The following is a 24,411-nucleotide window of genomic DNA, read 5'->3' on the forward strand; positions in this document are numbered from 1 at the left end:
GTTTCACGCGTGGAAAGGTGTCGACTGTAGTGAGAATCTCGAGGCATTGGAAATCCCTGGTCGCGGCGTCGTTCGCGGCCTTCACCCTCACCGGTCTGGTCGGCGCGCCCGCCCAGGCTTCCCCCGAAACCGACGCCCTCTACAACTCCGCCCAGCGCCACTTCACCGACGGCAACGAGGGCGCGGGCCTCGCCGACCTGCGCGCGCTGCTCGGCACCGATCCCGGTGACGCCGAAGCGCTCTCGTTGCAGGCCATCTGGTCGCACTACGCCAACGACCTGCCCGCACTGGCCGACGCCATGGGCCGGTTGCAGGCCACCGACCCGGTGATGGCCGCGGGCACCGGCCACGTGCTCAATGCCATCGGCGCCGCGGTCGGCACCCTGCCGAATCCGCTGCCCGCGCTGATCGGTCCGCAGACGGGCATCGTGGTGCTCGGCTACGGTCTGCTCCCCGACGGCGCGCTGCGCCCCGAGCTGGTGAACCGGTTGACCGCCGCCTGGATCCAGGCCGTCGCGGCACCGTTCTCGCCGATCGTGGTGACCGGCGGCAATCCGCAGAACGGGATCACCGAGGCCGATGCCATGCGCAACTGGCTGGTCGAGCGCGGCATCCCGGCCTCCCGAGTCCATGTCGAGAACCGGGCGAGTTCGACGGTGCAGAACGCGCTGTTCAGCAGTCGGCTGCTGCGCGATGTCGGCGCGACCAGCGCCGTCGTGGTGACCTCGCCCAATCACATTCGCCGCGCGGTCGCCGATTTCATCGTGGCGGGCACCCGCGTCGTCGGCGCCACCACGTCCCTCGAACAGCTGGTCTCCCAGCTGCCCCCACCCGCCCGCAACGCCCAGCGCGGCATCTACCTCGACGCCACCCGCACCTTCCAGCTGGACATGTCCCGATAGCCACGCGCGTCGCGGCCCGAGTGAGACGTCCTCGCTCGGGCCGCGACGCGTTCGGACCACCGGTTTGCTCGACGAACACACAGGCCACGGCGTTCGGTAGTCATCGACGAACCTGGTGGTGCGGCAGTCCCATCTCGCACCGGCACCGGATACCCGCTGGCAGACGCCGAGCCGACTCGTGCAGGATGGCCGGGTGTCAGGTGTGGAGGTCGCCGAGGTGGCGGCGCAGTTACGGGCGGCAGGGTGTGTGTTCGCCGAGGACGAGGCGCGGCTGTTGATCGGCGCGGCGGACGAGACCGGGAGCGATCTGAACAGCCTTGTCGCGCAACGGGTTTCCGGGACACCGCTGGAGCACCTGCTGGGGTGGGCGGAGTTCCGCGGGCTGCGGGTCGCGGTCGGGCCGGGGGTTTTCGTGCCGCGGCAACGCACGGTCTTCCTGGTCGAGGAGGCACTCGCGCTCGCGGGCGCGGTCGGGTCGGCGCCCACGGTGGTCGACCTGTGCTGCGGTTCGGGGGCGTTGGGGTTGGCGCTGGCCACCGCGCTCATCGCCGAGGGACGGACCGTCGAACTCGCCGCCGCCGATATCGAACCCGCCGCTGTCGCGTGCGCGCTCCGCAATCTCGATCCGCTCGGCGCGGCGGTCTACCAGGGCGACCTGTTCGAGCCGCTGCCCGGCGACCTGCGCGGCCGCGTCGACATTCTGCTCGCCAACACCCCGTACGTGCCGTCCGGCCACATCGCGGGCATGCCACCCGAAGCCCGCGACCACGAGCCGCGCACGGCGCTCGACGGCGGCGCCGACGGACTGGACGTCTTCCGCCGCGTCGCCGCCGAAGCGTCCGAGTGGCTTGCCCCCGGCGGGCACCTGCTGGTCGAATCGAGTCCCGAACAGTCGGTCGTCGCCATCGAGATCCTCGCGGCGCACGGTCTCACCGCGCGCGTCGCGGAGTCCGAGGAGTACTACGCCACCGTCGTCGTCGGCGCCCGCCCCTGACCACCGCGCAATCGAGGGCGGGCGCTGCAACGGCGCCGAGGCCGGTTACTTCTTGCGCCCGGTGAACTGGTCCATGGAGCGGTAGACACCGACCGTGTCGAGGAAGAGGTCGCGGAGCTTCAGCGGCAGGACGCCGGAGAGCGCCCGGTTGAGGCGGGAGGTCCACGGGAGGACGACCAGCGGGTTGCCCTGCTTCATCTCCTTCCACGAGGTGTCGACCACGTCGTCCTGCTCGAGGATCGGGGTGAGCCAGAAACCCTTGGCGCCGTCGAACATTCCGGTGTTGATGTAGGTCGGGCACACGGTGGTGACCTTGACGTGGTCGTGGCCCGCCTGCTCCAGTTCCAGGCGCACCGAGTCGGACCAGCCGAGCGCCGCCCACTTGGACGCGGCGTAGACCGACATGCGCGGGTTGGACACCAAGCCCGCGGAGGAGGCGATGTTCAGCACCCGCCCCTCGCCGGCGCCGCGCACCATGGCGGGCAGGAATTCGAGCGTGATGTACATCGGCGCGAGCGAGTTGATCGCCATGGTCTTGTCGATGTCAGCGCGGTTCTCGGTTTCCCAGAAGTAGGTGTTGCCGCGCACGATGCCCGCGTTGTTCACCAAGATGTCGATGTCGCCGACCGCCTCGCGCACCGCGGCCGCCGTCTCGGCGATGGCGTCGCGGTCGGACACGTCCACCACGAACTCCTCGATCCGCGACCCGCGACCCGCGAGTTCGGCGGCGGTGCCCTTCAGCGCGATCTCGTTGACGTCCCACAGCACCACCGCCGCGGCGCCCTCGCGCACCGCGCGCTCGGCGAACAGCTTGCCCAAGCCCATGGCAGCGCCCGTGACCAGGACCTTCTTGCCCGCAACCGTGTCCAGCTTCATTCGTTCCCTATCCCTGCGTTCGTGTCTTACTTCTGGCGCAGCGTCTTCATGACGGCGAAGTAGAGCGTCATGGTCTTGGCCCACAGCTCCTCCGACATCCCCGGCAGCGGCGCGATCGGCAGCACCCGCTGCACCGCGATGGTCTGGGTGTCGATGTACTTGAGCAGGCCCTCGGGGCCGTGCCGCCGCCCGGTGCCGGAGATGCCGAGACCGCCGGACGGCGCGTCGGCGCTGCCCCACGCGGCGATGAAGCCCTCGTTGACGTTCACCGAGCCCGCGTTGATGCGCGCGGCGACCTCCCGGCCGCGCTGCACGTCCTTGGTCCACACGCTGGCGTTGAGTCCGTAGGCGGTGTCGTTGGCGGCCTCGATCGCTTCCTCGTCGCTGCCGACGCGATAGATCGAGACCACGGGGCCGAAGGTCTCCTCGCGGTAGACCGTCATGCCCGGCCGCACACCGGCGAGCACCGTCGGCTCGTAGAAGAAGGGGCCGAGATCGGGGCGCGCGCGACCGCCCGCGAGCACCGTCGCGCCCTTGGCCACGGCGTCGTCGACATGCGCGCGCACGGTGTCCAGCTGGCGCTGGAAGGTCAGCGAGCCCATGTCGCTGCCGTAGTTCAGCTCCGCGCCCAGCTCGATCGCGCGCACGTTGGCGACGAATGCGGAGACGAAGCGGTCGTAGACCGCCTCGTGCACATAGATGCGCTCCATGGATTCGCACAGCTGCCCGGCCGAGGCGAAGCAGGCGCGGATGGCGATCCTGGCGGCGCGGGACACGTCGGCGTCGGCGAGCACCAGCAGCGGATTCTTGCCGCCCAGTTCCAGCGAGTAGCCGATCAGCAGTTCGCCCGCCTGCTGGGCGATGGTGCGGCCGGTGGCGCTGGAGCCGGTGTAGTCGACGTAGTCGGCGCGGCCGATGACCTCGCCGCCGATCACCGAACCGCGGCCGAGCACTGCCTGCCACAGTCCGCGCGGCAGCCCGGCGCGCACGGCGGCATCGATAGCCCACAGCGCGGTGAGCGCGGTCTGGTTGTCGGGCCGCGCGACCACGGCGTTGCCGGCGACGAGCGCGGGCAACGCGTCGGAGGCGGCCAGCGCGAGGGGGTAGTTCCACGGGGAGATCACCGCGACGACGCCCTTGGGCCGGTGGCGGACGTCGACCTGGGTGAGGACCGGCAGCACGCCGCGCGGCTTGCGGGTGGCGAGCAGCTTCTCGGCGACCGAGGCGTAGTACCTGGCGTTGACCGCCACGTCGCCGACCTCGTCGAAGGCGTGCGCACGGGACTTGCCGGTCTCGGTCTGCACGAGGTCGAGGATGGTGTCCTGCTCGGCGAGCACGATGTCGTGGAAGCGGCGCAGCACGGCGACGCGCTCGCGCACCGGGCGGCGCGCCCATTCGCGCTGCGCGGCCCGTGCCGTGGCGAAGGCCCGCTCGATGTCGCGGGTGGACGACTGGGGCAGTTCGGTGATCAGCCGCCCGGTGGCGGGCGCGAACACTTCGACCGCGGGCGCGCGGCCCGCGACGGCATGCTCGAGCAGCGGCCGGACCAGGTCGGCGGGCAGTGCGGCGGCTTCGGCGGGCAGCTTGGCGGCGGTCGTCATGGTCGGACCTCTCGGAGGACGGTTCGGGTGCGCACGTCCAGACATTTACTGAACAGTGGTGTTAGATTAATCCTCGTGACGTGTCCCGTGTCAAGCTCTCCGTTGTGCAGCACAGACATGCCCGACATCCGGTTGTGAGGTCTCACCATGTCCACTGACGCGACGACGACGCGCCGCGGCCGCCCACCGCAGACCAGGGAGCAGGCCGAGGAGGTCAAGGCCAGGATCGTGCTGGCCACGGCGGAAGTGTTCACCCGCAACGGCTCTCGCGGACTGAGCGTCGCCCAGATCATCGAACAGGCCGGGCTGGCGCGGCCGACGTTCTACCGGTACTTCGGCAACGCCGCCGAACCGCTGCACGTGCTGCTCACCGCTTCCAACGAGGGCCTGGTCAGCGGCATCCGCGCCGCGCTCACCGGCACCGCCGAGCCCGTGGAACTCGGCATCCGGCTCATCGACGCCTACCTGGGCTGGGCGCGCGGCCACGGCGCGATGCTGCGCCCGCTGTTCGCCGAGCTGCACGATCCGGGCTCGCCCGTCTCCGCCTATCGCGAGCGCGCCCTCGACGACATCCGCGCGACCGTCCGCGAGACGTTCACCGAGCTGGACCGACCGATCCCCTCCCCGCTCGATCTGGACGCCGCGCTGCACGTCTGCGAGTACGTCGTCTACCGCATCTCCGCGGGCACCGCGCCCGGCGCCGAACCCGACGCCGAGACCGTCGACGCCGCGCGACTCACCATGATCCGGGTGCTGCTGACCACCCTCGGCACCCGCGCCGACGTCGAATACGCCCTCGACATCCCGAACCTCTTCCCCGAGGCACCCCCCGCGGCAGGCTGAACGCCGGGAACTCGGCCCCCGTCGTAGCCGATTCGGACATGAGAGGATCGGGGGATGGTCGCAGATTCCGATGAATCCTTCGCCCGTATGCGCAACTGGCGTGGCCTCGCCCCCGCCGAGCGGATCGCCACGCGCCGAACACAACTCGTCGAGGCGGCGACCGAGCTGATGGCGACCGTCGGCGCCGCCGAGATCTCCATGCGCGGGGTGTGCAGGCAGGCCGGGCTGACCGAGCGCTATTTCTACGAGAGCTTCCCCAATCTGGAGGCGCTGCTGGTCACCGTGCTGGAAACCGTGGTCGTCGGGGCGCGCGACCACCTGCTCGACGCGCTGACCGAGGCGCCGATCGAACGCGAGGCGATGTTCCGCCACGTCGTGGCCGCCTTCACCGACTATCTGACCGAGGATCCGCGCCGGGGCCGGATCATGTTCGTCGAGTCGCAGGCCACCCCCGTGCTGTCGCAGCGCGGCGACGAGCTCATCGAGTTGTTCACCGCGCCCATCGCCATGACCATCGGCGCGGGCGACTACCGCGAACCCGGCCCCGACCACCTCGACAGCGTGCTCAACGCGAACGCGATCTTCGGCGCGCTGGCCTACCTGTACCGGCCGTGGCTGAACGGCGCGATGGACGTCCCGCGCGAACGGTTCGACGAGCATGCCGCCCGCCTGCTCACCGCCGTCGCGCTGGTCCGGTCCTCGGACGCGAAGTAAACGCATCTCCGCATTCGCTCCGGCCGTGCGCAGTTCACGGACGGACTCATCCGGCAGCGCCTACCGAGCGCCCCTCCCGGAAGCGCTCGCTACGTCCCGGCGGGGATCCGGTCGCGGCGCGCGGCGCCCTCGAATCGCATGGCGCCGTCGGTGATCGCGCCGTGGCGCAACGTGATCAGATCGCGCACGTAGTTCATGTGCAGCGCCCACGGCGCGCGATCGCCCTGCATCGGGAACAGGGTGGCGGCGCGCAGCACGTAACCGGGCATGAAGTTGGTGAACAGCGGCGCCTTGCCGACCGAAGGGTCGCGCACCGGCATGCAGCGGGCGTAGCCGTGCGCGTCCATGTGCCGCAGCAGGCGAACTACGTATTCGCTGACCAGATCCGCTTTCAGCGTCCACGACGCGTTCGTGTAGCCGATCACGAAGGCGAAGTTCGGCACCCCGGAGAGCATCATCGCCTTGTAGGCGAGGTGATCGGCCATCTCGACCGGCTTCCCGTCCACGACCAGTTTCATGCCGCCGAAGGCGAGCAGGTTCAAACCCGTTGCGGTGATGACGATGTCGGCGTCGAGGTGGCCGCCGGAGGCCAGCGCGAGACCGCGCTCGGTGAAGGTCTCGATGCGATCGGTGACGATGTCGAGCTCGCCCTTGCGAATAGCGCGGAAGAAGTCGCCGTTCGGCGCGAGGCACAGCCGCTGGTCCCACGGGTTGTACTTCGGCGTGAAGTGGGTGTCGATGTCGAAGCCCGGCGGCAGCCAGCGCTGCTGCCACCCGCGGATGCGTGCCCGCATGCGTTCCGGGTAGCGCTGGCTCAGCTGATAGATCGCGGTCGCGATGGCGACGTTCTTCGCGCGCGCTACCGCGTAGGCAGCCTTGGCGGGCAACCACTTTCGCGCCCGGTGGGCCAGATTGTCGCGTTCGGGCGCGGAGATGATGTAGCTGGGTGAGCGCTGCAGCATGGTGACGTGCGCACCCTGCGCGGTCAGCGCGGGCCCGAGCGTCACGGCGGTGGCGCCGCTGCCGACGAGCACCACGTGCTTGCCCGCGACGTCCAGCTCGTCCGGCCAGTGCTGCGGGTGGATGATCGGACCGGAGAAGCGCTCGGTGCCCGCGAAGTCCGGCGTGTAGCCCTCGTCGTACCGGTAGTAGCCGGAGCAGCACCACAGGAAATCGGTGGTCAGCGTGACCACGTCGCCCGTGTCGGTCCGTTCGGCGCGCACGGTCCACCGATTGTCGGACGAGGACCATTCGGCCCGCACCACGCGGTGGTGGTAGCGGATGTGTTCGGCGATCCCGTTCTCGCTCGCGGTGTCCCGCAGATAATCGAGGATCGTGTGACCGTCGGCGATCGCCTTGTCCCCCAGCCAGGGGCGGAAGCGGTAACCGAGGGTGTACATGTCCGAGTCCGAGCGAAGTCCCGGGTAGCGGAACAGATCCCAGGTGCCGCCGAGGGCGGCGCGGCTCTCCAGAACCGCGAAACGACGTCCCGGGAAAGCCCGCCGCACGTGGTACGCCGCACCGATGCCGGACAATCCGGCCCCGACGATGAGTACATCGACGTGCTCGGTCTCGGTCGTCATGACACAGCTCCTCCGATTCTTCTGCGGACGGGTGCGGCGGTGCATCCGCGATAAGGGAAGCCTAATCGCGCCGCCTGCGACGTCTGTCGATGGCCTGTCCGGAGCCGGGCCGCAGGCGCGAGTACGCCCGGTCGCCCAATTCGATGTCCACTCGGCCGCCCATCCGGACCGGAGGCGAGCACGCGCGGGCCCGAAATCGGCGACGAACCGGTTCGCCTCCACCCCAACGCCATTGCCGAGATTCGGGGGCGACGAACCCGCTTTCGATACCGACCGGTTCGCAAGGCCTCGCAGGCGAGTGAGGTCACTCACAGGAAGCTCGGCGGTACCACTTCGTACATCCGCCTAGCTATTTCGAACCCTGGTTAGCCAATTGTTCGCGCTCACAACGCACCCGCATCGCGCCGCGGATCGCCTTCGTCGCCCAGCAAGCTCGCAAAACGAGTGTCAGGGCGGTGAAGTGCCCCCTACCGGCCACCATAGCGAGCGGCCATAGCCGAGCAGTATCCAGTTAGTGACACCGCACGAAACGTATACGTCGCCGCGCCGACTGTCTGAGAAGGAGGGTCGATTTCGAAACGTACCCATTTCTAGTTACTGTCCGGTAGTGTTCCGACGCACCGACGATCAGAGAAGATCCGGAACCGTATCTGTCAACGATTTCCAGGAGCTCACGTGTCGCATTCTCGCTTCGAATCCATCGGCGCATATCTGCCCTCGAACAGCGTCACCACCGAGGACTTGATCGCGCGGCTCAAGGTGCCGCCGTCGTTCGATCTCGAGCGAATCACAGGAATCAAGGAACGCCGGGTGCACGATACGCGTCCGGAAAGTTACGAGGATTCCTTCGCGCTCGCCATCAAGGCCGCCGAGGACTGCCTGTCCAGGTCACGGTACTCCGCCGCCGAACTCGACGTGATCATCTCCAGTTCGATCACGCGCAGCAAGCACGGCACCAGGGTGTATATGGAGCCCGCTTTCGCCTCGTCGATCGCCAAACACGTCGGCGCTCGAAAGGCGATCACTTTCGATATTTCGAATGCGTGCGCCGGAATGCTCTCCGGCACCTACATCCTCGATCGGATGATTCGTGCCGGCATCGTCCGAAACGGCATGGTGGTCAGCGGTGAAGCAATTACGCCGATCGCCGAAACCGCGGTGAACGAAATTTCCGAGAAATACGATCTGCAGTTCGCCTCGCTCTCGGTCGGTGATTCGGGATGCGCGATCGTGCTGGACGAGGCGGTCGACGACGCCGACAAGATCCACTACATCGAGATGATGACGGCCTCGGAGCACTCGCACCTGTGCCTCGGCATGCCCAGCGGCCGGACCCAGGGCGTCGCCCTGTACACCGACAACCGCAAGATGCACAACGAGGCCCGGTTCATGCTCTGGCCGAACACCCAGGGCAGCTACCTGGACGCGCAGGGCAAGACCTTCGCCGACGAGCAGTTCGACTACATCATCCACCACCAGTTCGGCGCCGCGGCGGTTCCCTACGCCAACGCGATCGCCGCACGCGAGTTCGGCTCGCCGATGCCGCCGGACCTCAACGTCATCCACAAGTACGGAAACACCTCCACCACTTCGCATTTCATCGTGCTGCACGATCAGCTCAGCGATCAGAACATCCCGGCGGGATCGAAACTGCTGATGATCCCGGCCGCTTCCGGCGTCGTGACCGGCTTCCTGTCCACCACCATCTCCTCCCTGAAGGTCTGAGGTAATCGACATGGGCGTGCGTATCAAGTCCACCGGAGTCAGCCGGGCGGGCGACACCCACAGCATCATCGCGCACAGCGGCCGCGCCGCACGGCGCGCGATGGACCGCGCGGGCATCGAGCCCGCGCAGGTCGGCGTGCTGATCAACGCGGGCGTGCACCGCGATTCGAACACCGTGGAACCCGCGGTATCCGCGCTGATCCAGAAGGCGGCGGGCATCGGCCTCGAGTACGAGAAGGACGATCCGACCTCGTTCTCGTTCGACCTGATGAACGGCGCGGTCGGCGTGCTCAACGCGGTGCAGGTGGCCATCTCGATCCTGGAGACCGGCAGCGCCGAGCACGTGCTGATCGTCTCCGGTGACACCCACCCGTCGCTGACCCGCGCGATTGCCGACGACGAATTCCCCTACGCCACAGCGGGTGCCGCATTGTTGCTGGAGCGCACCGACGAGCCCGAGGGCTTCGGCCGTGTGCACACCGCGACCGCCGAGGGCACGCCGGCCATCGAGGCCTACGTCGACACCGCCACCATGGGCACCGTCGGCCGCGGCCTGATGACCGTCGAGCGTGAGCCCGGCTTCGAGGACCGCCTCCTCGAGGTCGCGCTGGAGCCCGCCCGCGCGGCGCTCGCCGAGGCCGGTGACATCGATCTGGCCGCCACGGTGCTCATCGCCTCCACACCGAGCGCGGAATTCCCGCTGCGGCTGGCGGACGCGCTCGGCATCGCGCGTGATTCGGTGCGCACCCCCGACCTGTCCGACGGGGACCCGCACACCGCCGCGCTGCCACTGGCCTACGACCGCGCCGTGGCGCAGGATGCGTTCGGCCCGCACACGCAGGTGCTGTTCGTCGCGGCGGGCGCGGGTCCGTCGGCGGCGGCGGTGCTGTACCGGCTGCCTGCCCTCGTCGGGGCGCCCGCGTGACCGCAGGGACTTACTGGCAGGCCATCGACCGGTTCCGTGCGTTCGCGCGCACGGAGCCGGACCGCCAAGCGGTGATCTACCCCGAGGGGAAGAATCCCGATGGCCTGCCGGCCTACCGGCACCTCAGCTATCGCGAACTCGACGAATGGTCGGACGCGATCGCCGAGCGGCTGACGGCCTCCGGCGTCGGCACCGGCACCCGCACCATCGTGCTGGTCCTGCCGAGCCCCGAGCTCTACGCGATCCTGTTCGCGCTGTTGAAGATCGGGGCCGCGCCCGTGGTCATCGACCCGGGCATGGGTGTGCGCAAGATGTTGCGCTGCTTGCGCGCGGTGGACGCCGAGGCGTTCATCGGCATCCCGCAGGCGCACGCCTTGCGCGTTCTGTTCCCCCGCAGCTTCCGCGGCGTGCGCACCGCGGTCACCGTCGGCAAACAGTGGTTCTGGCGCGGTGAGCGGTTGCAGGACTGGGCCCGGCGCCCGCAGCGCCCGGCGCCGAATCGCGCACCCGCCGACCCGGGCAGTCTGCTGATCATCGCCTTCACCACCGGAAGCACCGGCCCGGCGAAGGCGGTTCAGCTCACCCACGGCAACCTCGCCGCCATGGTGGAGCAGGTCGACACCGCGCGCGGCCACGTCCCTCCGGACACCTCGCTGATCACCCTGCCGCTGGTCGGCGTGCTCGATCTGCTGCTCGGCGCGCGCTGCGTGCTGCCGCCGCTGATTCCCAGCCAGGTCGGCTCGACGGACCCGGCGCACGTGGTCGACGCCATCGGAAAATTCGGGGTGCGGACCATGTTCGCCTCCCCAGCGGTGCTGATCCCGCTGCTGCGCCACCTGGAGCGGCACCCGACGGATCTGCCCACCCTCGGCAGCATCTACTCCGGCGGTGCGCCGGTGCCGGACTGGTGCATCGCCGGGCTGCGCGACGTGCTGAACGAGGACGTGCAGATCTTCGCCGGCTACGGCTCCACCGAGGCGCTGCCCATGTCCACCATCGAATCCAGGGAACTACTCGGCGGCTTGGTGACCAAGGCGCACCAAGGCGAAGGCACCTGTATCGGGCGGCCGTCGGACCGGGTCGAAGCCCGGCTGGTGGCCATCACCGACGCGCCGATCCCGACCTGGGCGCGCGCCGAGGAGCTGGCGGGCGAACTGGAGAAGACCAGGGGCGTGGGCGAACTCGTCGTCTCGGGTCCGAACGTGAGCACCGCGTACTACTGGCCGCACGAGGCCAACCACCAGGGCAAGATCGTCGACGGCGACCGGATCTGGCACCGCACAGGCGATCTGGCCCGGATCGACGAACAGGGCCGAATCTGGTTCTGCGGGCGCAAGAGTCAGCGGGTGGTCACCGCGGACGGTCCGATGTTCACCGTGCAGCTCGAGCAGATCTTCAACACGGTGTCCGGCGTGGCGCGCACGGCGCTGGTCGGCGTCGGCGTGAAGGGCGCGCAGCGACCCGTGCTGTGCGTCGAGCTGAAGCCGGGTGTGGATCGCACCGCCGTCGAGATGAAGCTGCGCACCCGCGCCACCGAATACGAGCTCACCAAGCAGATCACCGATGTCCTGGTGCACCCCAAGTTCCCGGTGGACATCCGGCACAACGCCAAGATCGGCCGCGAACAGCTCGCGGTGTGGGCAGACAAGCAGCTGAAGGCCGAGGCGCGCCGATGAGAACGACAGCGCTGCGAGCGATTCCGGTCCTCGGCTGGCTCTACCTCGCGGCAGGCCTGGTCGCGGCGCTCGTCGAACGGGCGCCACGCAACCGCTGGCTGCGCGCCGTGTGGTGGATCGACGCGTTTCTCAGCGTGGTGGTGCACGCGGCCCAGATCCCGGTCGCGCTGCGCGCCACGCGCGGCACCGGGCATTCCCCGCTGAAAACCGCGGTGCTCACCCAAATCTTCGGCTTGACCTGGTACGGGGATCGGCTCGGCTCCGGCCGGGCCGACGCGACCGGCGGCGGCACACCCACCGATCATCGAGAGGGCCAGCGATGAAGATTCTCGTTACCGGGGCCTCGGGCTTCCTCGGCGGCGCGCTCGTGCGCAGGCTGGTGGCCGACGGCGCGCACGACGTGCGAATCCTGGTGCGGCGCACCAGCAATCTGAGCGATCTGAGGGATGCGCGCGAGCGGGTCGAGATCGTCTACGGTGATCTCACCGACGCGCCGTCGCTGGTGGAGGCGACCGGCGGGATCGACGCCGTCGTGCACAGCGCCGCCCGCGTCGACGAACGCGGCACCCGCGAGCAGTTCTGGGAGGAGAACGTCCGCGCCACCCAGCGGCTGCTCGACGCGGCCAAGCGGGGCGGCGCGTCGCGGTTCGTGTTCATCTCCAGCCCCAGCGCGATGATGGACTACCACGGCGGCGACCTGCTCGACGTCGACGAGTCCCTCCCCTATCCGCGCCGCTACCTGAACCTCTACTCCGAGACCAAGGCCGCCGCCGAGCGCGCTGTACTCGCCGCGAACGCACCGGGTTTCGCCACCTGCGCACTGCGGCCGAGGGCGATCTGGGGGGCGGGCGACCGGTCGGGCCCGATCGTGCGGCTGCTCGATCGCGTCGCCGAGGGCAAGCTGCCGGATCTGTCGTACGGGCGCGACGTGTACGCCTCGCTGTGCCACGTCGACAACATCGTCGAGGCGACGATACTGGCGCTCGCCTCCGAATCCGTCGGCGGCAAGCCGTATTTCATCGCCGACGCCGAGCAGACCAACGTGTGGAAGTTCCTCGGGCAGGTCGCCGCCGAGCTGGGTTATCAGCCGCCGACCAGGCAGCCGAATCGGCGGGTGCTCGACGCGGTGGTTGCCGTGATCGAGACGGTCTGGCGGATTCCCGCCGTGGCCACCCGCTGGTCGCCGCCGCTGTCACGGTATGCGGTGGCGCTGATGACCCGCTCGGCGACCTACGACACCGGCGCGGCGAGCCGCGATTTCGGCTACCTCCCGATCGTCGATCGGGAGGCCGGGCTGGCGAGCTTCCTCGCCTGGCTCGACACCCAGGGGGGCGTCCGCGAATTGACCAAAAACCTGCGCTGATCCCGACCCGGAGGCAATCATGAGCAGCGACACCACCTTTCGCCGTCCCATCACCCCGACCGAACGCCTGTACTTCGCCGCGCGTGAGCTCGCACCGCCGTTCCTGATGCAGGTGGCGGTGCACGGGCAGGGCGTACTGGACCCCGCCGAACTCCAGCGCGCGGTCGACGTCGCCGCGGCGGCCATCCCCGGCTCCCGGCTCGTCCGGGACGGCGACGACTGGGTGGACAGCGGCGTCGCGGCCACCGTGCGGGTCGTCGACGGCCACACGCTGACCTACCCCGAGCTGGAGAACGACCCCGTCCTCAACAGCCCGATCGGCCCGACGCCGGACCGCACCTGCGAAATCCTGCTGCTCACCGCGGATCCGGTGACCATCGTCTTCCGCGCGTTCCACGGCGTCATGGACGGCATGGGCATGCGCATGTGGGTGGACGACGTGTTCCGCGCGCTGCGCGGCGTCGAACCGGTCGGCGCGCCCGACCCGGTCGCCGACGCCCAACTGGTCGCGCGCATCGGCGCGCCCGGCAAGCCCTCGCTGCTGATGCCGACCTTCTCGTCGGCGGCCGGTCGCGGCAAGCAGGATCCGGCCGCCTCGCGCTGGCTGCTGCGGCACCGCACGATCGAGGGCACCGGCAAGGGAATTCTCGCGCGGGTCGCCGCCGTGCTCGCCGAGGCGGCGCAGACCAAGTCCCGCTTCATGATTCCGGTCGACCTGCGCAGGCACGACCACACGCTGCGGTCCACCGCCAACCTGGCGCTGCCGCTGTTCCTCGACGTCGCCCCGGGCGACGACTGGAAGTCCGTGAACGACCAGTTGCGCGCGGGCCTCAAGGAGAACCGTGAGCTCAATCAGATGGACAACGGCGGCCTGACGGCCTTCCCGCCCGCGGTGGTCCGTGGAGTGATGCGCGTGGGCAACTGGGTCGGTGCGCGCCTCGGCCGGAACCTGGTCTCCGCCACGGTGACCCACGTGGGCGTCTTCGATCTGACGGACATGGCGGTGCCCGGCTACACCCCGACGTCCATCCGGGTGCTGCCGCAGCACAGCGGGATGATGCCGCTGCTGTTCGCCATCGTGCAATCGGGTGGGCGGCTGGAGATCACGGTGTCGTGCCGCAACGGCGCGGGGGTCGAGCGGCGACTGGAAGCGCTGCTGGATCGCCTCGTGGCCACCTTGGAACACGAACTCGCGGCGTCGCCGGCGCACTGACGCCGGACAGCTACAACCACTGCGGCACAGGAGTTTCCGATGAGCGACACCGATCCGTACATTCCGGGGGGCTACCGTCGGGCAGGTCGGCGATGATCGCCTGGGCCCGGTTCGTGATGGCGCGACCGCGCACCGTGCTCGGTGTCGCGGTGGTTGTGATGGGGTTGTGCGGCCTGTTCGGGGCGGGCGCCGCCAAGCAGCTCAGCGCGGGCGGCGTCATCGACCCGAACAGCGAATCCGCACTGGTCGACCGGCTCGTCACCGAGCATTTCGGCCCGCAGAATCCCGACGTGGTGGCGATCTACACGGCCCCGGAGGGCCAGACACTCGAGGACATCGGGCCACGGGTGCGCGCGGCGATCGCCGCCATCGATCCCGCGCTGCTGGCGCGGCCGATCGAAAGCTATTGGAACAGCGTCCCACCGCGCACGAACTTCCTGCGCTCCCCCGACCGGCGTCACGCGCTGGCGGTGGTGTTCACCGCGGGCGACGAGACGGAGCGCATCGCCGCCTACCCGAAACTCGAAGCAGCGCTGCGCGTTCCCGGCATCGACACCGAGCTGTCCGGCTACAGCGCGCTGTCCACCGAGATCACCGCCCAGTCGCAGCGGGATCTGCTGGTGGCGGAATCGATCTCGCTGCCCGTGACCCTCTTGCTGCTGGTGCTGGTGTTCGGCGGCGTCGCGGCGGCCTCGCTGCCGGTGGTGGTCGGCATGCTCGCCGTCGCGGGCGCGATGGGCGCCATCCGGGTGCTCAGCGAGATCACCGAGGTGAGCACCTTCGCGGTCAACATCGCCTCGCTGCTCGGTTTGGGCATGGCGATCGACTACGGCCTGTTCCTCGTCAACCGGTTCCGCGAGGAGATGGCCGATGGGCGCGACGTGCCGAGAGCGATCGAACGGACCTGCGCGACCGCGGGCCGCACCGTCGCCTTCTCGGCGCTGCTGCTGATCTGCGCGTTCGCCGGTACCTTCGTCTTCCCGCAGGCGGTGTTGCGCTCCTTGGGTTTCGGTGCCATCGCCGCCGTCGGGTTGGCCGCCGCGCTGTCGCTGACCGTGCTGCCCGCGATGCTCGCTCTGTTCGGGCCGCGCATCGGGCGCGCCACGCCGAACGAACGCACCGAACGGTTCTGGGGCCGCATCGTCGGCGCCGTGCTGCGCAGGCCGGGCACGGTCACGATCGCGGTGGGCGCGGTGCTGCTCGTGCTGGCCGCGCCGCTCGGCGGCATCCGGCTCGGCGACATCGATCACCGCGCGCTGCCCGCGGGCAACGCGATGCGCGAGACCGTCGACCGGCTCACCGCCGACTTCCCCGCCGCGAGCAGCGGCGTCACCGCGGTGCTGCGCGGGGTGGACGGCTCGGTGCCCAACGCGGCCGCGGTCGACAAGACGCTGCGCGCGCTCGGTTCCGTGTCCGGCGTCCGCTCGGTGCTGCAAGTCGGGCGGGCCGAGGACTTCGTGGTGGTGCACGTCTTCCTGACCGCCACCGATCGCAGCGACGCCGCCGCGGCCGCGGTGCGCGACATCCGGGCGCTCGAGCCGCCGCCCGACACCGTGATTCGGGTCGGCGGCGACACCGCGGCCACCCGGGACAGCGTCGACTCCATCGTGGCGAGGATGCCGCTGATGGTGCTGGCCATGGTGCTGGCCACCGTCGGCCTGCTGCTGGCCGCCTTCCGCTCGATCGTGCTGCCGCTCAAGGCCGTCGCGATGGCCTTCCTCAGCCTCGCCGCGACATTCGGCGTGCTCACCTGGATCTTCGCCGACGGGCACCTGGCGGGCGTGCTCGGCGTCAGCGTCGGGCCGATCGCCGCGGGCATGATGGTCCTGATCATCGCGGTGGTCTTCGGGCTCTCCACCGACTACGAGGTGTTCCTGCTCTCGCGCATGGTCGAGGCGCACAACGCGGGCGCGGACACCGCCGAGGCGGTGCGCGTCGGCACCGTGAAGACCGCGCGCGTCATCACGGCGGCGGCCGTCCTGCTCGTCCTGGTCACCGGCGCGTTCACGCTCTCGCCGCTGACGCCGATGCGGTTCCTCGGCATCGGCATGATCGTCGCCCTCGTCATCGACGCGACCCTGGTGCGGATGCTGCTCGTGCCCGCGCTCGTGCAGCTCATGGGCGGCGCCAACTGGTGGATGCCGTGGACGAAACGTCCGAGGCGGCATGTCGCCACCGTCCTGGAAAAGGCCGAGGAGCCCGCGGCCACCTCCTCCTGAACGAAGTCCGGCGATCGGCCCGCGGCGCCGTCGGTGCGACCTTCGGCGCCGGAAGACCGACGATCACACGGGGTATCGTCACGGGTGGTGGCCGTGTCCACCGGAACTTTCTCGAGGGCAGCTGGCGCGTGGCACACGAGAGGAGCGGTCATGGCGGTGAATCCGGCGTTCCTGGTCGGCGTGGACGGTTCCGCCGGCTCGACGGCGGCGGTGATCTGGGCGGCGCAGACGGCCGCGCGACACCGGGCGCCGGTGCACCTGCTCCACATCGTGGACGTGGTGGCCGACTACGGTCCCGGCGCCACGGAGCCGCTCACCAGCGCCGACCACGCGCGACTCACCGACCACGGTCGCAGGCTGCTCGACGCGGCGACCCAGCAGGCCGAGAAAGCGGCGGCGGAATTCGGCGGCGTCGAGGTCACCACCGAACTCGCGCAGGCGGTGACCACCCCGAGCCTGCTCGATCACACCGCGGACGCCCGGATGATCGTGGTGGGGACCAGGGAACGCGGCACCCTGCGCCGGGCCCTGCTCGGTTCGGTGAGCTCGGCGCTGGCGCGGCGCGCGCACTGTCCCGTCGCGATCGTGCGCGAAGGCATCGACCTCTCGCCGGAAATGCGTTCGCGGCCGGTGATCGTCGGCGTGGACGGCACCCAGGTGAGCGAGCCCGCGGTCGGCATCGCGCTGGCCGAGGCGGCGGCGCGCGGGGTGGACGTCATCGCGTTGCACGTCTGGACCGGCGTCGAGCTGCCCGAGCGCTACGGATTCGAGCCGGACTCGATCGCCACCGAGATGGACTACGTGCTCGCCGAGAGCCTGGCGGGCTGGCAGGAGCGCTTCCCAGGCGTCCGCATCCACCGGGAGGTCGTCAAGGACCGGCCGGAACGCCTGCTGCGCGAACGGTCCGAGCAGGCGCAGCTGCTGGTGGTCGGGAGCCGGGGCCGGGGCGGCTTCAGCAGCATGGTGTTCGGCTCGACCAGCCAATCCCTGCTTCTCTCCGCGAACTGCCCGCTCGTCATCGCCCGCGACGCGGGCTGACGAGCCGAGGGGCGCGGCTCCCGCGACGTGCTCGCCCAGCGGACGCCGGAAACTGGCGGCCCGCGGGGTGAATTCGTGTTTCGATGGAACCGGTTCCGGGGCTGGCGCGTCTGATTCATCGACGGAACCAGTGGAAGGGGCGACCGCCATGGCCGTGACTAACCCGTTCGGGGCATTCATCGAAGACGCGAAAGCCGGTGCGCTACAAGTGCGCCTCGAACCTCAGGTCTTCCTCGACCTGGACCGCGCGTGCCAGGACCTGATCACCGCGCTCGCGGCCGCGCAGCACGACGCGCGGGTGCTCGGCGACCTCGGCCACTGGGGGCTCGGCGAGGACGATCCACGGCTCCGGTCGGCGATCGAGTTGGTGAAGTTGTTCCGGGAGAAGGCGTTCGGCGGACCCAACAACGCCTACGACACGCTCGCCGAGTACATCGCGGTCGCCACCGAGATCCAAGCCCTCTTCGGCGCCATCCGCGAAGCCTTCGAGCGCACCGACGCCGAGTTCGCCGCACGCATCAGGGAGATCACCGGGTGAGAAGCCGACCCGAGTCCGGCGTCACCGCCTGATCGGGTCGGGCGGCATCGTGCCGCGCATCTTCGGTGATGCCCGTCACATCTGCGCGCGCAAGGGAACCGAATGCGCCGCGAAACGTCCAATGCCATGACAGACAACCTCTTTCGAGACAGGACGACGCATGAGGCTTCGAGCGGCCACCCTCCTCGCTTCCGCCGCGATCGCGGCATTCGGCGCGATCACCGCGGGATCGGTCACGGCAGAACCCCTCACCCACATCCTGCCTGCGGCGCGGTTCGATCACGACCCGAGCCATCCCGGCAACGGCTGCCCGCCGCCCCCGCTGGGCCAGGACGGCAAGCCACGGCCTCCGCCGCTGGGCGCCGACGGCAAGCCGCTGCCCCCGCCGATCGGCGCCGACGGCAAGCCGTGCCCGCCGCCGCTCGGCCCCGACGGCAGGCCGGTACCGCTGCCGCCCGGACACTGAGCCACGCCACCCGATCGGGTGTGAATCCAGCGCCGAGGTCGGGAGCGAGCGCGTTCGCGCTCGCTTTCCGACCTCGGCGCCGGTTCTCACGCCGCCGCGACGGTGAACCTGACGCCGCGGTGCGCCGGGCGCTCCGCCTCGTCGAGCAGCGCGACCGCGAAGTCCTCCATCGAGATTCGGGAGACGCCGTCCGGATCACCGAGCAGTTCGTCGCCGCCGACGCGGTATGCGCCGGTACGCTCGCCGGGCGCCAGTTCCGCCGGTGGGCTCAGGTAGGTCCAGTCCGCGACCGCATCGGCGCGGCACAGGGCGAGTTGGTCGGCGCAAGCCTGGGCGATCGCCCGCAACTCGACTGGGAAGTCCGGCATCTCGTGCAAGGTCGCGCCCTCGGCGCCGGGGACGATCAGCGTCGCCGCACCGCCGACCAGCAAGAGCCGAACCCCGGAGCGGGCCGCTCCCGAGAGCAGGGCCGCGGTCATCCCCGACAGCTCGGCTTCCCGACCGACGGCGGGGCGGGTCGCCGTGATCACCAGATCCTGTCCCGCACCGAGTGTTTCGACGTCTGCCGCGTTCGCGGCATCGCCCGTACGCACCGCTACGCCGACCGGCAGCCCCGCTGCCCTTTCGGGATTGCGCACGACCGCCGTCACCTCGTGCCCCCGCGCGAGCGCCTCGGCCACGACCCGGCGTCCCACCTCTCCCGCCGCTCCGAACACCGTGATCCGCATCGTCAGAACCTCCTCGCTCCGCTTTCGTTCAGCGTTAAGTAATTTATCTCAACGCTAAATTATTCCGGTACGGGGATACCGCTTTGTGGAACCACTTCGGAGGCACAACGGTAGCGGCTCGCCGCCACCCCGCGGACACTCCTCGAACCCCTCGGTGGCACCGCCTGATCGGCCGAGGCTCGCGAAACACCTTCCCGGACAACTCAGTCGGCCACGAGGCGGGCCCCGTAGTTGCTGTTCTCGCGTTGGCGACGGATCACGTAGGCGCCGGGAGCCGACCCGGTGGCTCCGTGTTCGGGGTGCATGAGATACGCGACGGTGTCGGCGACGAACATGCCCAAGGACAGGCCGGTGGGATCGTAGAGCTGCGTTGTCCATCGGCACGAGCCGGGTTCGGCGACAAGGGTGTGCGGGTTGCCGCCTGCCGCGCCGCGCAGCACCTCGATGCCGCCCGGCGGGACGAGGCGCCATTCCGCGTTCGGGAGTGGTGTCACCGAATCGAGCAGATGCGCGGGAATGACGAGGAGGTCGCCCTGCGCGTGCATGCCGTCGATGATCGGGATTCGAATCGTCTGCTCGAGCTGTTCGAGCACAAGGGAATCGGTCATGTGTCTCACCTCAGGTGCGATGGAGGAGTTGGGAGTACTGCGCGCGGCTCAGGCCGTAGGTCCAGGCGGCCGCGGCGAGGGGGTCGTCGAGATGTCCCGGCACGGTCAGGCCGTAGCGGCGGCGGGTGCCGTCGCGTTCGACCGATCCGTTCACCGCGACGAGGACGCGTTCGTTGCGGGGCAGGTCGTAGAGCAGCAGGTCGAAGCCGGGGTTTCCCGGATCGGGCGCGGTCGCCATGAGCCGCATCCCGGCCTGCTCGAGGTAGGCGGGCCACCCGAGACGCTCGATCGCACAACGCCGTACCTCGACATTGGATTCGCGATCTATAGCGGCTGCGGTCGGGTCGGTGATCACCCACTCGGGCACCCGCGTGCCGTGCCAGAAGTACAGCTCCCAGCCGTCGCGGAAGCGCACGGCGGGGCCGTCGGCACAGTGCGGCCGCATCTCGTCGTGGTCGCCCGCCGTCTCCATGAGGAGCGTCTCCGGCGGGTCCGAAACGATGCACAGCCGTTCGTCCGGCCACCACCATGGGCCACATGCGCGGACGGTCGCGGCCAGCGCATCCCATAGCCGCATCGAACGGGGATGACGCCCGTATCGAACATCGGACCAAGCCGGAATCCAGCCGATCCCGAATCGAGTGTTCCACTGCAGCAATGGGCTGCGCCGACCGTGCGCCGCATCGAGAATCGGCTGCACGTAGTTGCTCCACGACGACAGCAGTGGCGTGGCAACCCACATCTCGAACAATCGACCCGGCATCTGGGCCGCACGCGGCAGATCGGCGGCGACGTCCGACCAAAGAGCCTGCGGCACAGTGCCATCGAGGCCGCGCCACCGCTGCCCCAGTTGATCGGACAGCCCCGGTTCACCGGTCGTCAACGCGATCAACGGCGAGGAGACCCACCGGAATCGGGGCGGACTCAGTCCCGCCGATTCGTAGAGTAAGGAGATCGCCGCTTCGGCGGCTGGACGGTCGGCGGGTGTGGTGGACAGCATCCGGCCCGACCATTTTCGACGGATTTCTGCAGCTTCTCGCTGCGTGAGACCACTCACCGGATGACGGTGGTGTCGTCCTTTCCACTGATCATGACAACAAGAGTGACAGACCGACCGCGCTTCGGCAACGGTCGGTCTTCGGCGAAACCCTTACGCGGTCTGCCGCTTCGGCAGTTTCCACCCGGGCCGCGGGAAGTGGCAGGTGTACCCGTCCGGGTAGCGCTCCAGGTAATCCTGGTGCTCCGGCTCGGCCTCCCAGAACTCGCTCGCCGGTGTCACCTCGGTGACCACCTTGCCCGGCCACAGCCCGGAGTCTTCGACATCGAGGATGGTCTCCAGCGCGGCCCGCTTCTGATCCTCGTCGAGGTAGAAGATGCCCGAGCGGTAGCTGGTCCCGATGTCGTTGCCCTGCCGATCCTTCGTGCTCGGATCGTGGATCTGGAAGAAGAACTCCAGCAGCGCGCGGTAGTCCGTCTCCGCCGGGTCGTACACGATCTCCACGGCCTCCGCATGGCCCGGATGATTCCGGTACGTGGGGTGATCGTTGCGCCCACCGGTGTACCCGACCCGCGTGGACAGCACCCCCGGCTGCTTACGAATCAAGTCCTGCATTCCCCAGAAGCATCCGCCGGCCAGAATCGCCTTCCGCGTGTCGGTCACGCGTCCTCCTTCGCAGAGCGAGCTGATGTAGTTCCCGACATCCATTATCGGCCCCACGTACAACCGAGGACCCGACGCGAAAAGTCCCGACCCTGTCGACACACGCACGGCGGGACGCGGCGCGATCACCGGTCTGCATGCCGCCTTCGCGCGGCTCGGCGAGCTCGAGGATCACGCGCTCGACACCGGGGACCTCGACGCCGAGGTCAGGCGTCTGCTCGGCTCGGGCGCCTCACGCTTGACATAACGGGCGCGGTCACCATCGGTGAGCCGGACCAGCGGGTATTCCCGGTCGGACTCTCGCTGGCACTCCTCGAAGCGAGGCTGGGCGCGGCGAGGCACCGCCATGAGTCCGATCGCCCGTGTCACCACGCGCGACAGACCCCGCCGTCGCTGTGGCAACGGCGGGGTCTCGTCCGGCTCTTCGCTACGAACGGGTGATCAGGCGAACTGCGAACCCACCGCGCCGCCGATGAGGCCGCCGACCGCGGCGGCGGGAAGACCGACCGCGGCCGCGCCGACCGCGGCGCCGATCGCGGCGCCTGCCACCGTCGCGCCACCGGCGACAGGGACGGCGGCGACCAGTGCCGCTCCGAGAGCGGGCACCGCACCTGCGCCACAGGTGGGAACACCTGCCGCGGCGGCCGCGATGACGCCGCCCGCCGCCGTCCCCGCGACGCCGACCCCGAATCCGACGCCTGCCCCGATCAGCCCGCCGCCGACCCCGCCGATCACCGCGGCGGGCACACCCGCGACAGCCGCGCCGATCAGCGCGCCGCCGACGATGTTGCCCGCTCGATGCGAGTCGATGCCGACGCCGACGCCTTGCGATGCCGCCGTCACCTGGGCTTGGAACTCGGCGATACCGTGATTCACGCCGGCCAGCACGTCGCCGGGCACTTCCTGGGGCATGGGTGCGCTGAAGTCACCGACACGCAGGGTGTGCGGCGCGACCTCGGGCAGCTGCGGCTCCTGGTGGACTTCCGGCTCGACCGGCGCGCTCTGCGGAACCGGCTGCGGTTCCGGAGTCGCCGGTTCGACGCGCTCGAGTCCGGGGTCGACCTTCGGTTCGGGCACCTGGACAGGGTCGGACGGGCCCGGCTCGGCCGGCCGGATCGGCTCGGTGGTGACACCGGGCTGGCGGGGCGTCGTCGGCGTCACCGCAGGCTGCACCGGCTGCTCGGGCTGGGTGATGCCTGGCGTCGCGGGAGCGACGGTCGGGTCAGCGGTCGCCGTGCCCGCGCAGACCACGACTAGCGCGATCGGCACCGCACCTACCATGGGCCGGACGGCATTACGTGCCCCGGAGTTGGTTACCCGACGATGCCGACCTGCCACGGCAAACACTCCCACTGCGTAGGTGAAACACATTCGGAGAACAGGACGTCGATCGCTGCCGCGACGAACCCTGTTCCCGGCCAGTAAGTTACAGCACAATAGCCCGGGTGGGCACATCGTGGAAGGCGCGCGGTGATCCGTCACAGCATCGCGAGGTAAAAGCTCAGCTCACCGCCGTCTCGGTGCGTTCGGCCGCCCGCAACAGACCTTCGATCGCCGCGCCGGACCCGCCGAGCCGGACCTCACCTAGGTGGTGATTCCGCTCCACCTCTGGGGGACCGGCCTCAGCACTCGGGGGCCTGCTATCGGCGGCCGTGATGGCGGACAGTAGGACAAGCCACCATCAGCGAACCGGAGCACGCCATGTCGAACGTCAGCAGCATCGCCACCAAGGCGCGACGACGTCTCACGGTCCGGACCGGGGACGGTGTAAAACTCGCCGTGCGCGAATACGGCCCCCGCGACGCGGACCTCACGGTCGTGCTGTTGCACGGGCATTGCCTGCACACCGGATCGTGGGCCTACGTCCGAGACGCGCTGTTGCGTCGCTACGAGTGCGCCAGGGTCGTCTGCTACGACCACCGCGGCCACGGCGTCTCGGACGCGGCGTCGCATCGGACCTACAACATCGAGCAGCTCGGCGACGACCTGCGCCACGTCCTCGACGTGGTCGCCCCCACCGGACCGGTCGTCCTCGTCGGCCACTCGATGGGCGGCATGACCGCGCTGACCTACGCGGCCCGGTACCCGCACCAGATCGGCACACGCATCGTCGGCGTCGCACTGATCGCGACCGCCGCGGGCGGGGTCGCCGACGCCGGCTTCGGCCGCCTCCTGCGCAATCCGGCCCTCTCCCTGTTCCAGGCCGCGGTCCGGCGCGCTCCGAACACGATGCATCACGCGAAGCTCGTGGCGAGCAAGGTCTTCGCGCCGCTCATCCGCACCGCCGAATTCGGCGATCGCCGGGTCAGCCCCAGGGTTCTCGCCCTCGCGGGCGCGATGCACAACCAGACGTCGATCGTGACGATGGCGAGCTTCCTCAGCTCCTTCGCCGCCTTCGACCAGACCGAGGCGCTCGCCGTGCTGTCGAAGATCCCCACCTTGGTGCTGTGCGGGTCGGCCGACCTGATCACGCCGCCGTCGCATTCCGTCGCGATGGCCGCCGCCGTCGAGTACTCGGATCTGGTGCTGCTCGACGGCGCCGGTCACTCCGTGATCCTCGAGCAGCCCCGGCCGGTCGCCGACGCCATCGACCGCCTCCTCACCCGCGCGGAAGGCGCCTGCCGGAGCGAGGCCCCGCACCTCGAGCTGGTCTCGTAGCCCACTCGAACGGTCGCGCCGCGCCATCCGTCTGCCCGAAGCCCTCGGGGTCGGCCACCGGAGACGCTTCGCCGCGTCTCG

23 protein-coding genes are annotated in these 24,411 nt (G+C 69.7%); 15 read left to right on the forward strand and 8 right to left on the reverse strand.

Annotated features, from left to right (window positions below):
• Positions 1-29: 29 nt before the first annotated feature.
• Both AC3ERS_RS17785 and AC3ERS_RS17790 read left to right on the forward strand, forming a co-directional pair.
• Positions 30-902, forward strand: a complete 873-nt coding sequence (locus AC3ERS_RS17785) for a YdcF family protein (protein ID WP_431968816.1) — start codon at positions 30-32, stop codon at positions 900-902.
• Between the two features lie 193 nt (positions 903-1,095).
• Positions 1,096-1,896, forward strand: coding sequence for a putative protein N(5)-glutamine methyltransferase (locus AC3ERS_RS17790; RefSeq protein WP_431968818.1), 801 nt, complete (start codon positions 1,096-1,098; stop codon positions 1,894-1,896).
• A 45-nt stretch (positions 1,897-1,941) separates the two neighbouring features.
• On the opposite strand, the gene AC3ERS_RS17795 is transcribed toward AC3ERS_RS17790, so the two are convergent.
• Together AC3ERS_RS17795 and AC3ERS_RS17800 are read right to left on the reverse strand one after the other, a co-directional pair.
• Positions 1,942-2,772 carry an SDR family oxidoreductase gene (locus AC3ERS_RS17795; RefSeq protein WP_431968820.1) on the reverse strand — a complete coding sequence of 277 codons (831 nt, stop codon included), beginning with the start codon at positions 2,770-2,772 and terminating at the stop codon, positions 1,942-1,944.
• A 26-nt stretch (positions 2,773-2,798) separates the two neighbouring features.
• On the reverse strand, positions 2,799-4,373 hold the full coding sequence (locus AC3ERS_RS17800) for a succinic semialdehyde dehydrogenase (protein WP_431968822.1): 1,575 nt from the start codon (positions 4,371-4,373) through the stop codon (positions 2,799-2,801).
• A 147-nt stretch (positions 4,374-4,520) separates the two neighbouring features.
• Between AC3ERS_RS17800 and AC3ERS_RS17805 the strand changes: the two genes are divergently transcribed.
• A complete protein-coding gene (locus AC3ERS_RS17805; RefSeq protein WP_431968824.1) occupies positions 4,521-5,216 on the forward strand; it encodes a TetR/AcrR family transcriptional regulator in 696 nt (231 codons plus the stop codon).
• 54 nt (positions 5,217-5,270) lie between these two features.
• On the forward strand, positions 5,271-5,930 hold the full coding sequence (locus AC3ERS_RS17810) for a TetR/AcrR family transcriptional regulator (protein ID WP_431968826.1): 660 nt from the start codon (positions 5,271-5,273) through the stop codon (positions 5,928-5,930).
• An 89-nt stretch (positions 5,931-6,019) separates the two neighbouring features.
• Here AC3ERS_RS17810 and AC3ERS_RS17815 read toward each other — a convergent pair whose 3' ends face one another.
• Positions 6,020-7,513: a flavin-containing monooxygenase gene (locus tag AC3ERS_RS17815; protein WP_431968828.1), complete on the reverse strand. Its 1,494-nt coding sequence runs from the start codon at positions 7,511-7,513 to the stop codon at positions 6,020-6,022.
• A 675-nt stretch (positions 7,514-8,188) separates the two neighbouring features.
• Between AC3ERS_RS17815 and AC3ERS_RS17820 the strand changes: the two genes are divergently transcribed.
• From AC3ERS_RS17820 to AC3ERS_RS17865, 10 genes are all read left to right on the forward strand, one after another.
• Positions 8,189-9,238 (forward strand): 3-oxoacyl-ACP synthase III family protein, encoded by a 1,050-nt coding sequence (locus AC3ERS_RS17820; protein ID WP_431968830.1) that lies wholly within the window; start codon positions 8,189-8,191, stop codon positions 9,236-9,238.
• Between the two features lie 10 nt (positions 9,239-9,248).
• On the forward strand, positions 9,249-10,163 hold the full coding sequence (locus AC3ERS_RS17825; RefSeq protein ID WP_431968832.1) for a hypothetical protein: 915 nt from the start codon (positions 9,249-9,251) through the stop codon (positions 10,161-10,163).
• Positions 10,160-11,839, forward strand: coding sequence for a fatty acid CoA ligase family protein (locus tag AC3ERS_RS17830; RefSeq protein WP_431968834.1), 1,680 nt, complete (start codon positions 10,160-10,162; stop codon positions 11,837-11,839). Before AC3ERS_RS17825 ends, AC3ERS_RS17830 begins: the two co-directional genes overlap by 4 nt.
• Positions 11,836-12,162: a hypothetical protein gene (locus AC3ERS_RS17835; RefSeq protein ID WP_431968836.1), complete on the forward strand. Its 327-nt coding sequence runs from the start codon at positions 11,836-11,838 to the stop codon at positions 12,160-12,162. Before AC3ERS_RS17830 ends, AC3ERS_RS17835 begins: the two co-directional genes overlap by 4 nt.
• Positions 12,159-13,202, forward strand: coding sequence for an NAD-dependent epimerase/dehydratase family protein (locus tag AC3ERS_RS17840; protein ID WP_431968838.1), 1,044 nt, complete (start codon positions 12,159-12,161; stop codon positions 13,200-13,202). The genes AC3ERS_RS17835 and AC3ERS_RS17840 overlap by 4 nt, the downstream gene beginning before the upstream one ends.
• Before the next feature lie 19 nt (positions 13,203-13,221).
• A complete protein-coding gene (locus AC3ERS_RS17845; protein ID WP_431968840.1) occupies positions 13,222-14,415 on the forward strand; it encodes a peptide synthetase in 1,194 nt (397 codons plus the stop codon).
• Positions 14,416-14,507: 92 nt separating this feature from the next.
• A complete protein-coding gene (locus AC3ERS_RS17850; RefSeq protein ID WP_431968842.1) occupies positions 14,508-16,634 on the forward strand; it encodes an MMPL family transporter in 2,127 nt (708 codons plus the stop codon).
• 150 nt (positions 16,635-16,784) lie between these two features.
• Positions 16,785-17,672, forward strand: coding sequence for a universal stress protein (locus tag AC3ERS_RS17855; protein WP_431968844.1), 888 nt, complete (start codon positions 16,785-16,787; stop codon positions 17,670-17,672).
• A 148-nt stretch (positions 17,673-17,820) separates the two neighbouring features.
• Positions 17,821-18,210, forward strand: a complete 390-nt coding sequence (locus AC3ERS_RS17860) for a hypothetical protein (protein ID WP_431968846.1) — start codon at positions 17,821-17,823, stop codon at positions 18,208-18,210.
• 160 nt (positions 18,211-18,370) lie between these two features.
• Positions 18,371-18,676: a hypothetical protein gene (locus AC3ERS_RS17865; RefSeq protein ID WP_431968848.1), complete on the forward strand. Its 306-nt coding sequence runs from the start codon at positions 18,371-18,373 to the stop codon at positions 18,674-18,676.
• Positions 18,677-18,762: 86 nt separating this feature from the next.
• Here the strand turns inward: AC3ERS_RS17865 and AC3ERS_RS17870 are convergent, their stop codons facing one another.
• From AC3ERS_RS17870 to AC3ERS_RS17890, 5 genes are all read right to left on the reverse strand, one after another.
• Positions 18,763-19,404 (reverse strand): NAD(P)-dependent oxidoreductase, encoded by a 642-nt coding sequence (locus tag AC3ERS_RS17870; RefSeq protein WP_431968850.1) that lies wholly within the window; start codon positions 19,402-19,404, stop codon positions 18,763-18,765.
• Positions 19,405-19,607: 203 nt separating this feature from the next.
• Positions 19,608-20,012, reverse strand: coding sequence for a hypothetical protein (locus tag AC3ERS_RS17875; RefSeq protein WP_431968852.1), 405 nt, complete (start codon positions 20,010-20,012; stop codon positions 19,608-19,610).
• 10 nt (positions 20,013-20,022) lie between these two features.
• A complete protein-coding gene (locus AC3ERS_RS17880) occupies positions 20,023-21,012 on the reverse strand; it encodes a DUF6745 domain-containing protein (protein ID WP_431968854.1) in 990 nt (329 codons plus the stop codon).
• Positions 21,013-21,162: 150 nt separating this feature from the next.
• Positions 21,163-21,717 (reverse strand): peptide-methionine (S)-S-oxide reductase MsrA, encoded by a 555-nt coding sequence (msrA, locus tag AC3ERS_RS17885; RefSeq protein WP_431968856.1) that lies wholly within the window; start codon positions 21,715-21,717, stop codon positions 21,163-21,165.
• A 396-nt stretch (positions 21,718-22,113) separates the two neighbouring features.
• Positions 22,114-22,941: a hypothetical protein gene (locus tag AC3ERS_RS17890; protein ID WP_431968858.1), complete on the reverse strand. Its 828-nt coding sequence runs from the start codon at positions 22,939-22,941 to the stop codon at positions 22,114-22,116.
• Between the two features lie 432 nt (positions 22,942-23,373).
• Between AC3ERS_RS17890 and AC3ERS_RS17895 the strand changes: the two genes are divergently transcribed.
• Positions 23,374-24,330: an alpha/beta fold hydrolase gene (locus tag AC3ERS_RS17895; RefSeq protein WP_431968860.1), complete on the forward strand. Its 957-nt coding sequence runs from the start codon at positions 23,374-23,376 to the stop codon at positions 24,328-24,330.
• Positions 24,331-24,411: the final 81 nt, after the last annotated feature.

This window comes from Nocardia sp. bgisy134, from assembly GCF_057708325.1.

Bases quoted from the DNA above. Each gene is read 5' to 3' on its own strand.
- AC3ERS_RS17795 (WP_431968820.1), bottom strand. From the start codon at position 2,772: ATGAAGCTGGACACGGTTGCGGGCAAGAAGGTCCTGGTCACGGGCGCT.
- AC3ERS_RS17800 (WP_431968822.1), bottom strand. From the start codon at position 4,373: ATGACGACCGCCGCCAAGCTGCCCGCCGAAGCCGCCGCACTGCCCGCC.
- AC3ERS_RS17805 (WP_431968824.1), top strand. From the start codon at position 4,521: ATGTCCACTGACGCGACGACGACGCGCCGCGGCCGCCCACCGCAGACC.
- AC3ERS_RS17810 (WP_431968826.1), top strand. From the start codon at position 5,271: ATGGTCGCAGATTCCGATGAATCCTTCGCCCGTATGCGCAACTGGCGT.
- AC3ERS_RS17815 (WP_431968828.1), bottom strand. From the start codon at position 7,513: ATGACGACCGAGACCGAGCACGTCGATGTACTCATCGTCGGGGCCGGA.
- AC3ERS_RS17825 (WP_431968832.1), top strand. From the start codon at position 9,249: ATGGGCGTGCGTATCAAGTCCACCGGAGTCAGCCGGGCGGGCGACACC.
- AC3ERS_RS17835 (WP_431968836.1), top strand. From the start codon at position 11,836: ATGAGAACGACAGCGCTGCGAGCGATTCCGGTCCTCGGCTGGCTCTAC.
- AC3ERS_RS17840 (WP_431968838.1), top strand. From the start codon at position 12,159: ATGAAGATTCTCGTTACCGGGGCCTCGGGCTTCCTCGGCGGCGCGCTC.
- AC3ERS_RS17845 (WP_431968840.1), top strand. From the start codon at position 13,222: ATGAGCAGCGACACCACCTTTCGCCGTCCCATCACCCCGACCGAACGC.
- AC3ERS_RS17850 (WP_431968842.1), top strand. From the start codon at position 14,508: ATGATCGCCTGGGCCCGGTTCGTGATGGCGCGACCGCGCACCGTGCTC.
- AC3ERS_RS17855 (WP_431968844.1), top strand. From the start codon at position 16,785: ATGGCGGTGAATCCGGCGTTCCTGGTCGGCGTGGACGGTTCCGCCGGC.
- AC3ERS_RS17860 (WP_431968846.1), top strand. From the start codon at position 17,821: ATGGCCGTGACTAACCCGTTCGGGGCATTCATCGAAGACGCGAAAGCC.
- AC3ERS_RS17865 (WP_431968848.1), top strand. From the start codon at position 18,371: ATGAGGCTTCGAGCGGCCACCCTCCTCGCTTCCGCCGCGATCGCGGCA.
- AC3ERS_RS17870 (WP_431968850.1), bottom strand. From the start codon at position 19,404: ATGCGGATCACGGTGTTCGGAGCGGCGGGAGAGGTGGGACGCCGGGTC.
- AC3ERS_RS17875 (WP_431968852.1), bottom strand. From the start codon at position 20,012: ATGACCGATTCCCTTGTGCTCGAACAGCTCGAGCAGACGATTCGAATC.
- AC3ERS_RS17880 (WP_431968854.1), bottom strand. From the start codon at position 21,012: ATGCTGTCCACCACACCCGCCGACCGTCCAGCCGCCGAAGCGGCGATC.
- msrA (WP_431968856.1), bottom strand. From the start codon at position 21,717: ATGGATGTCGGGAACTACATCAGCTCGCTCTGCGAAGGAGGACGCGTG.
- AC3ERS_RS17895 (WP_431968860.1), top strand. From the start codon at position 23,374: ATGTCGAACGTCAGCAGCATCGCCACCAAGGCGCGACGACGTCTCACG.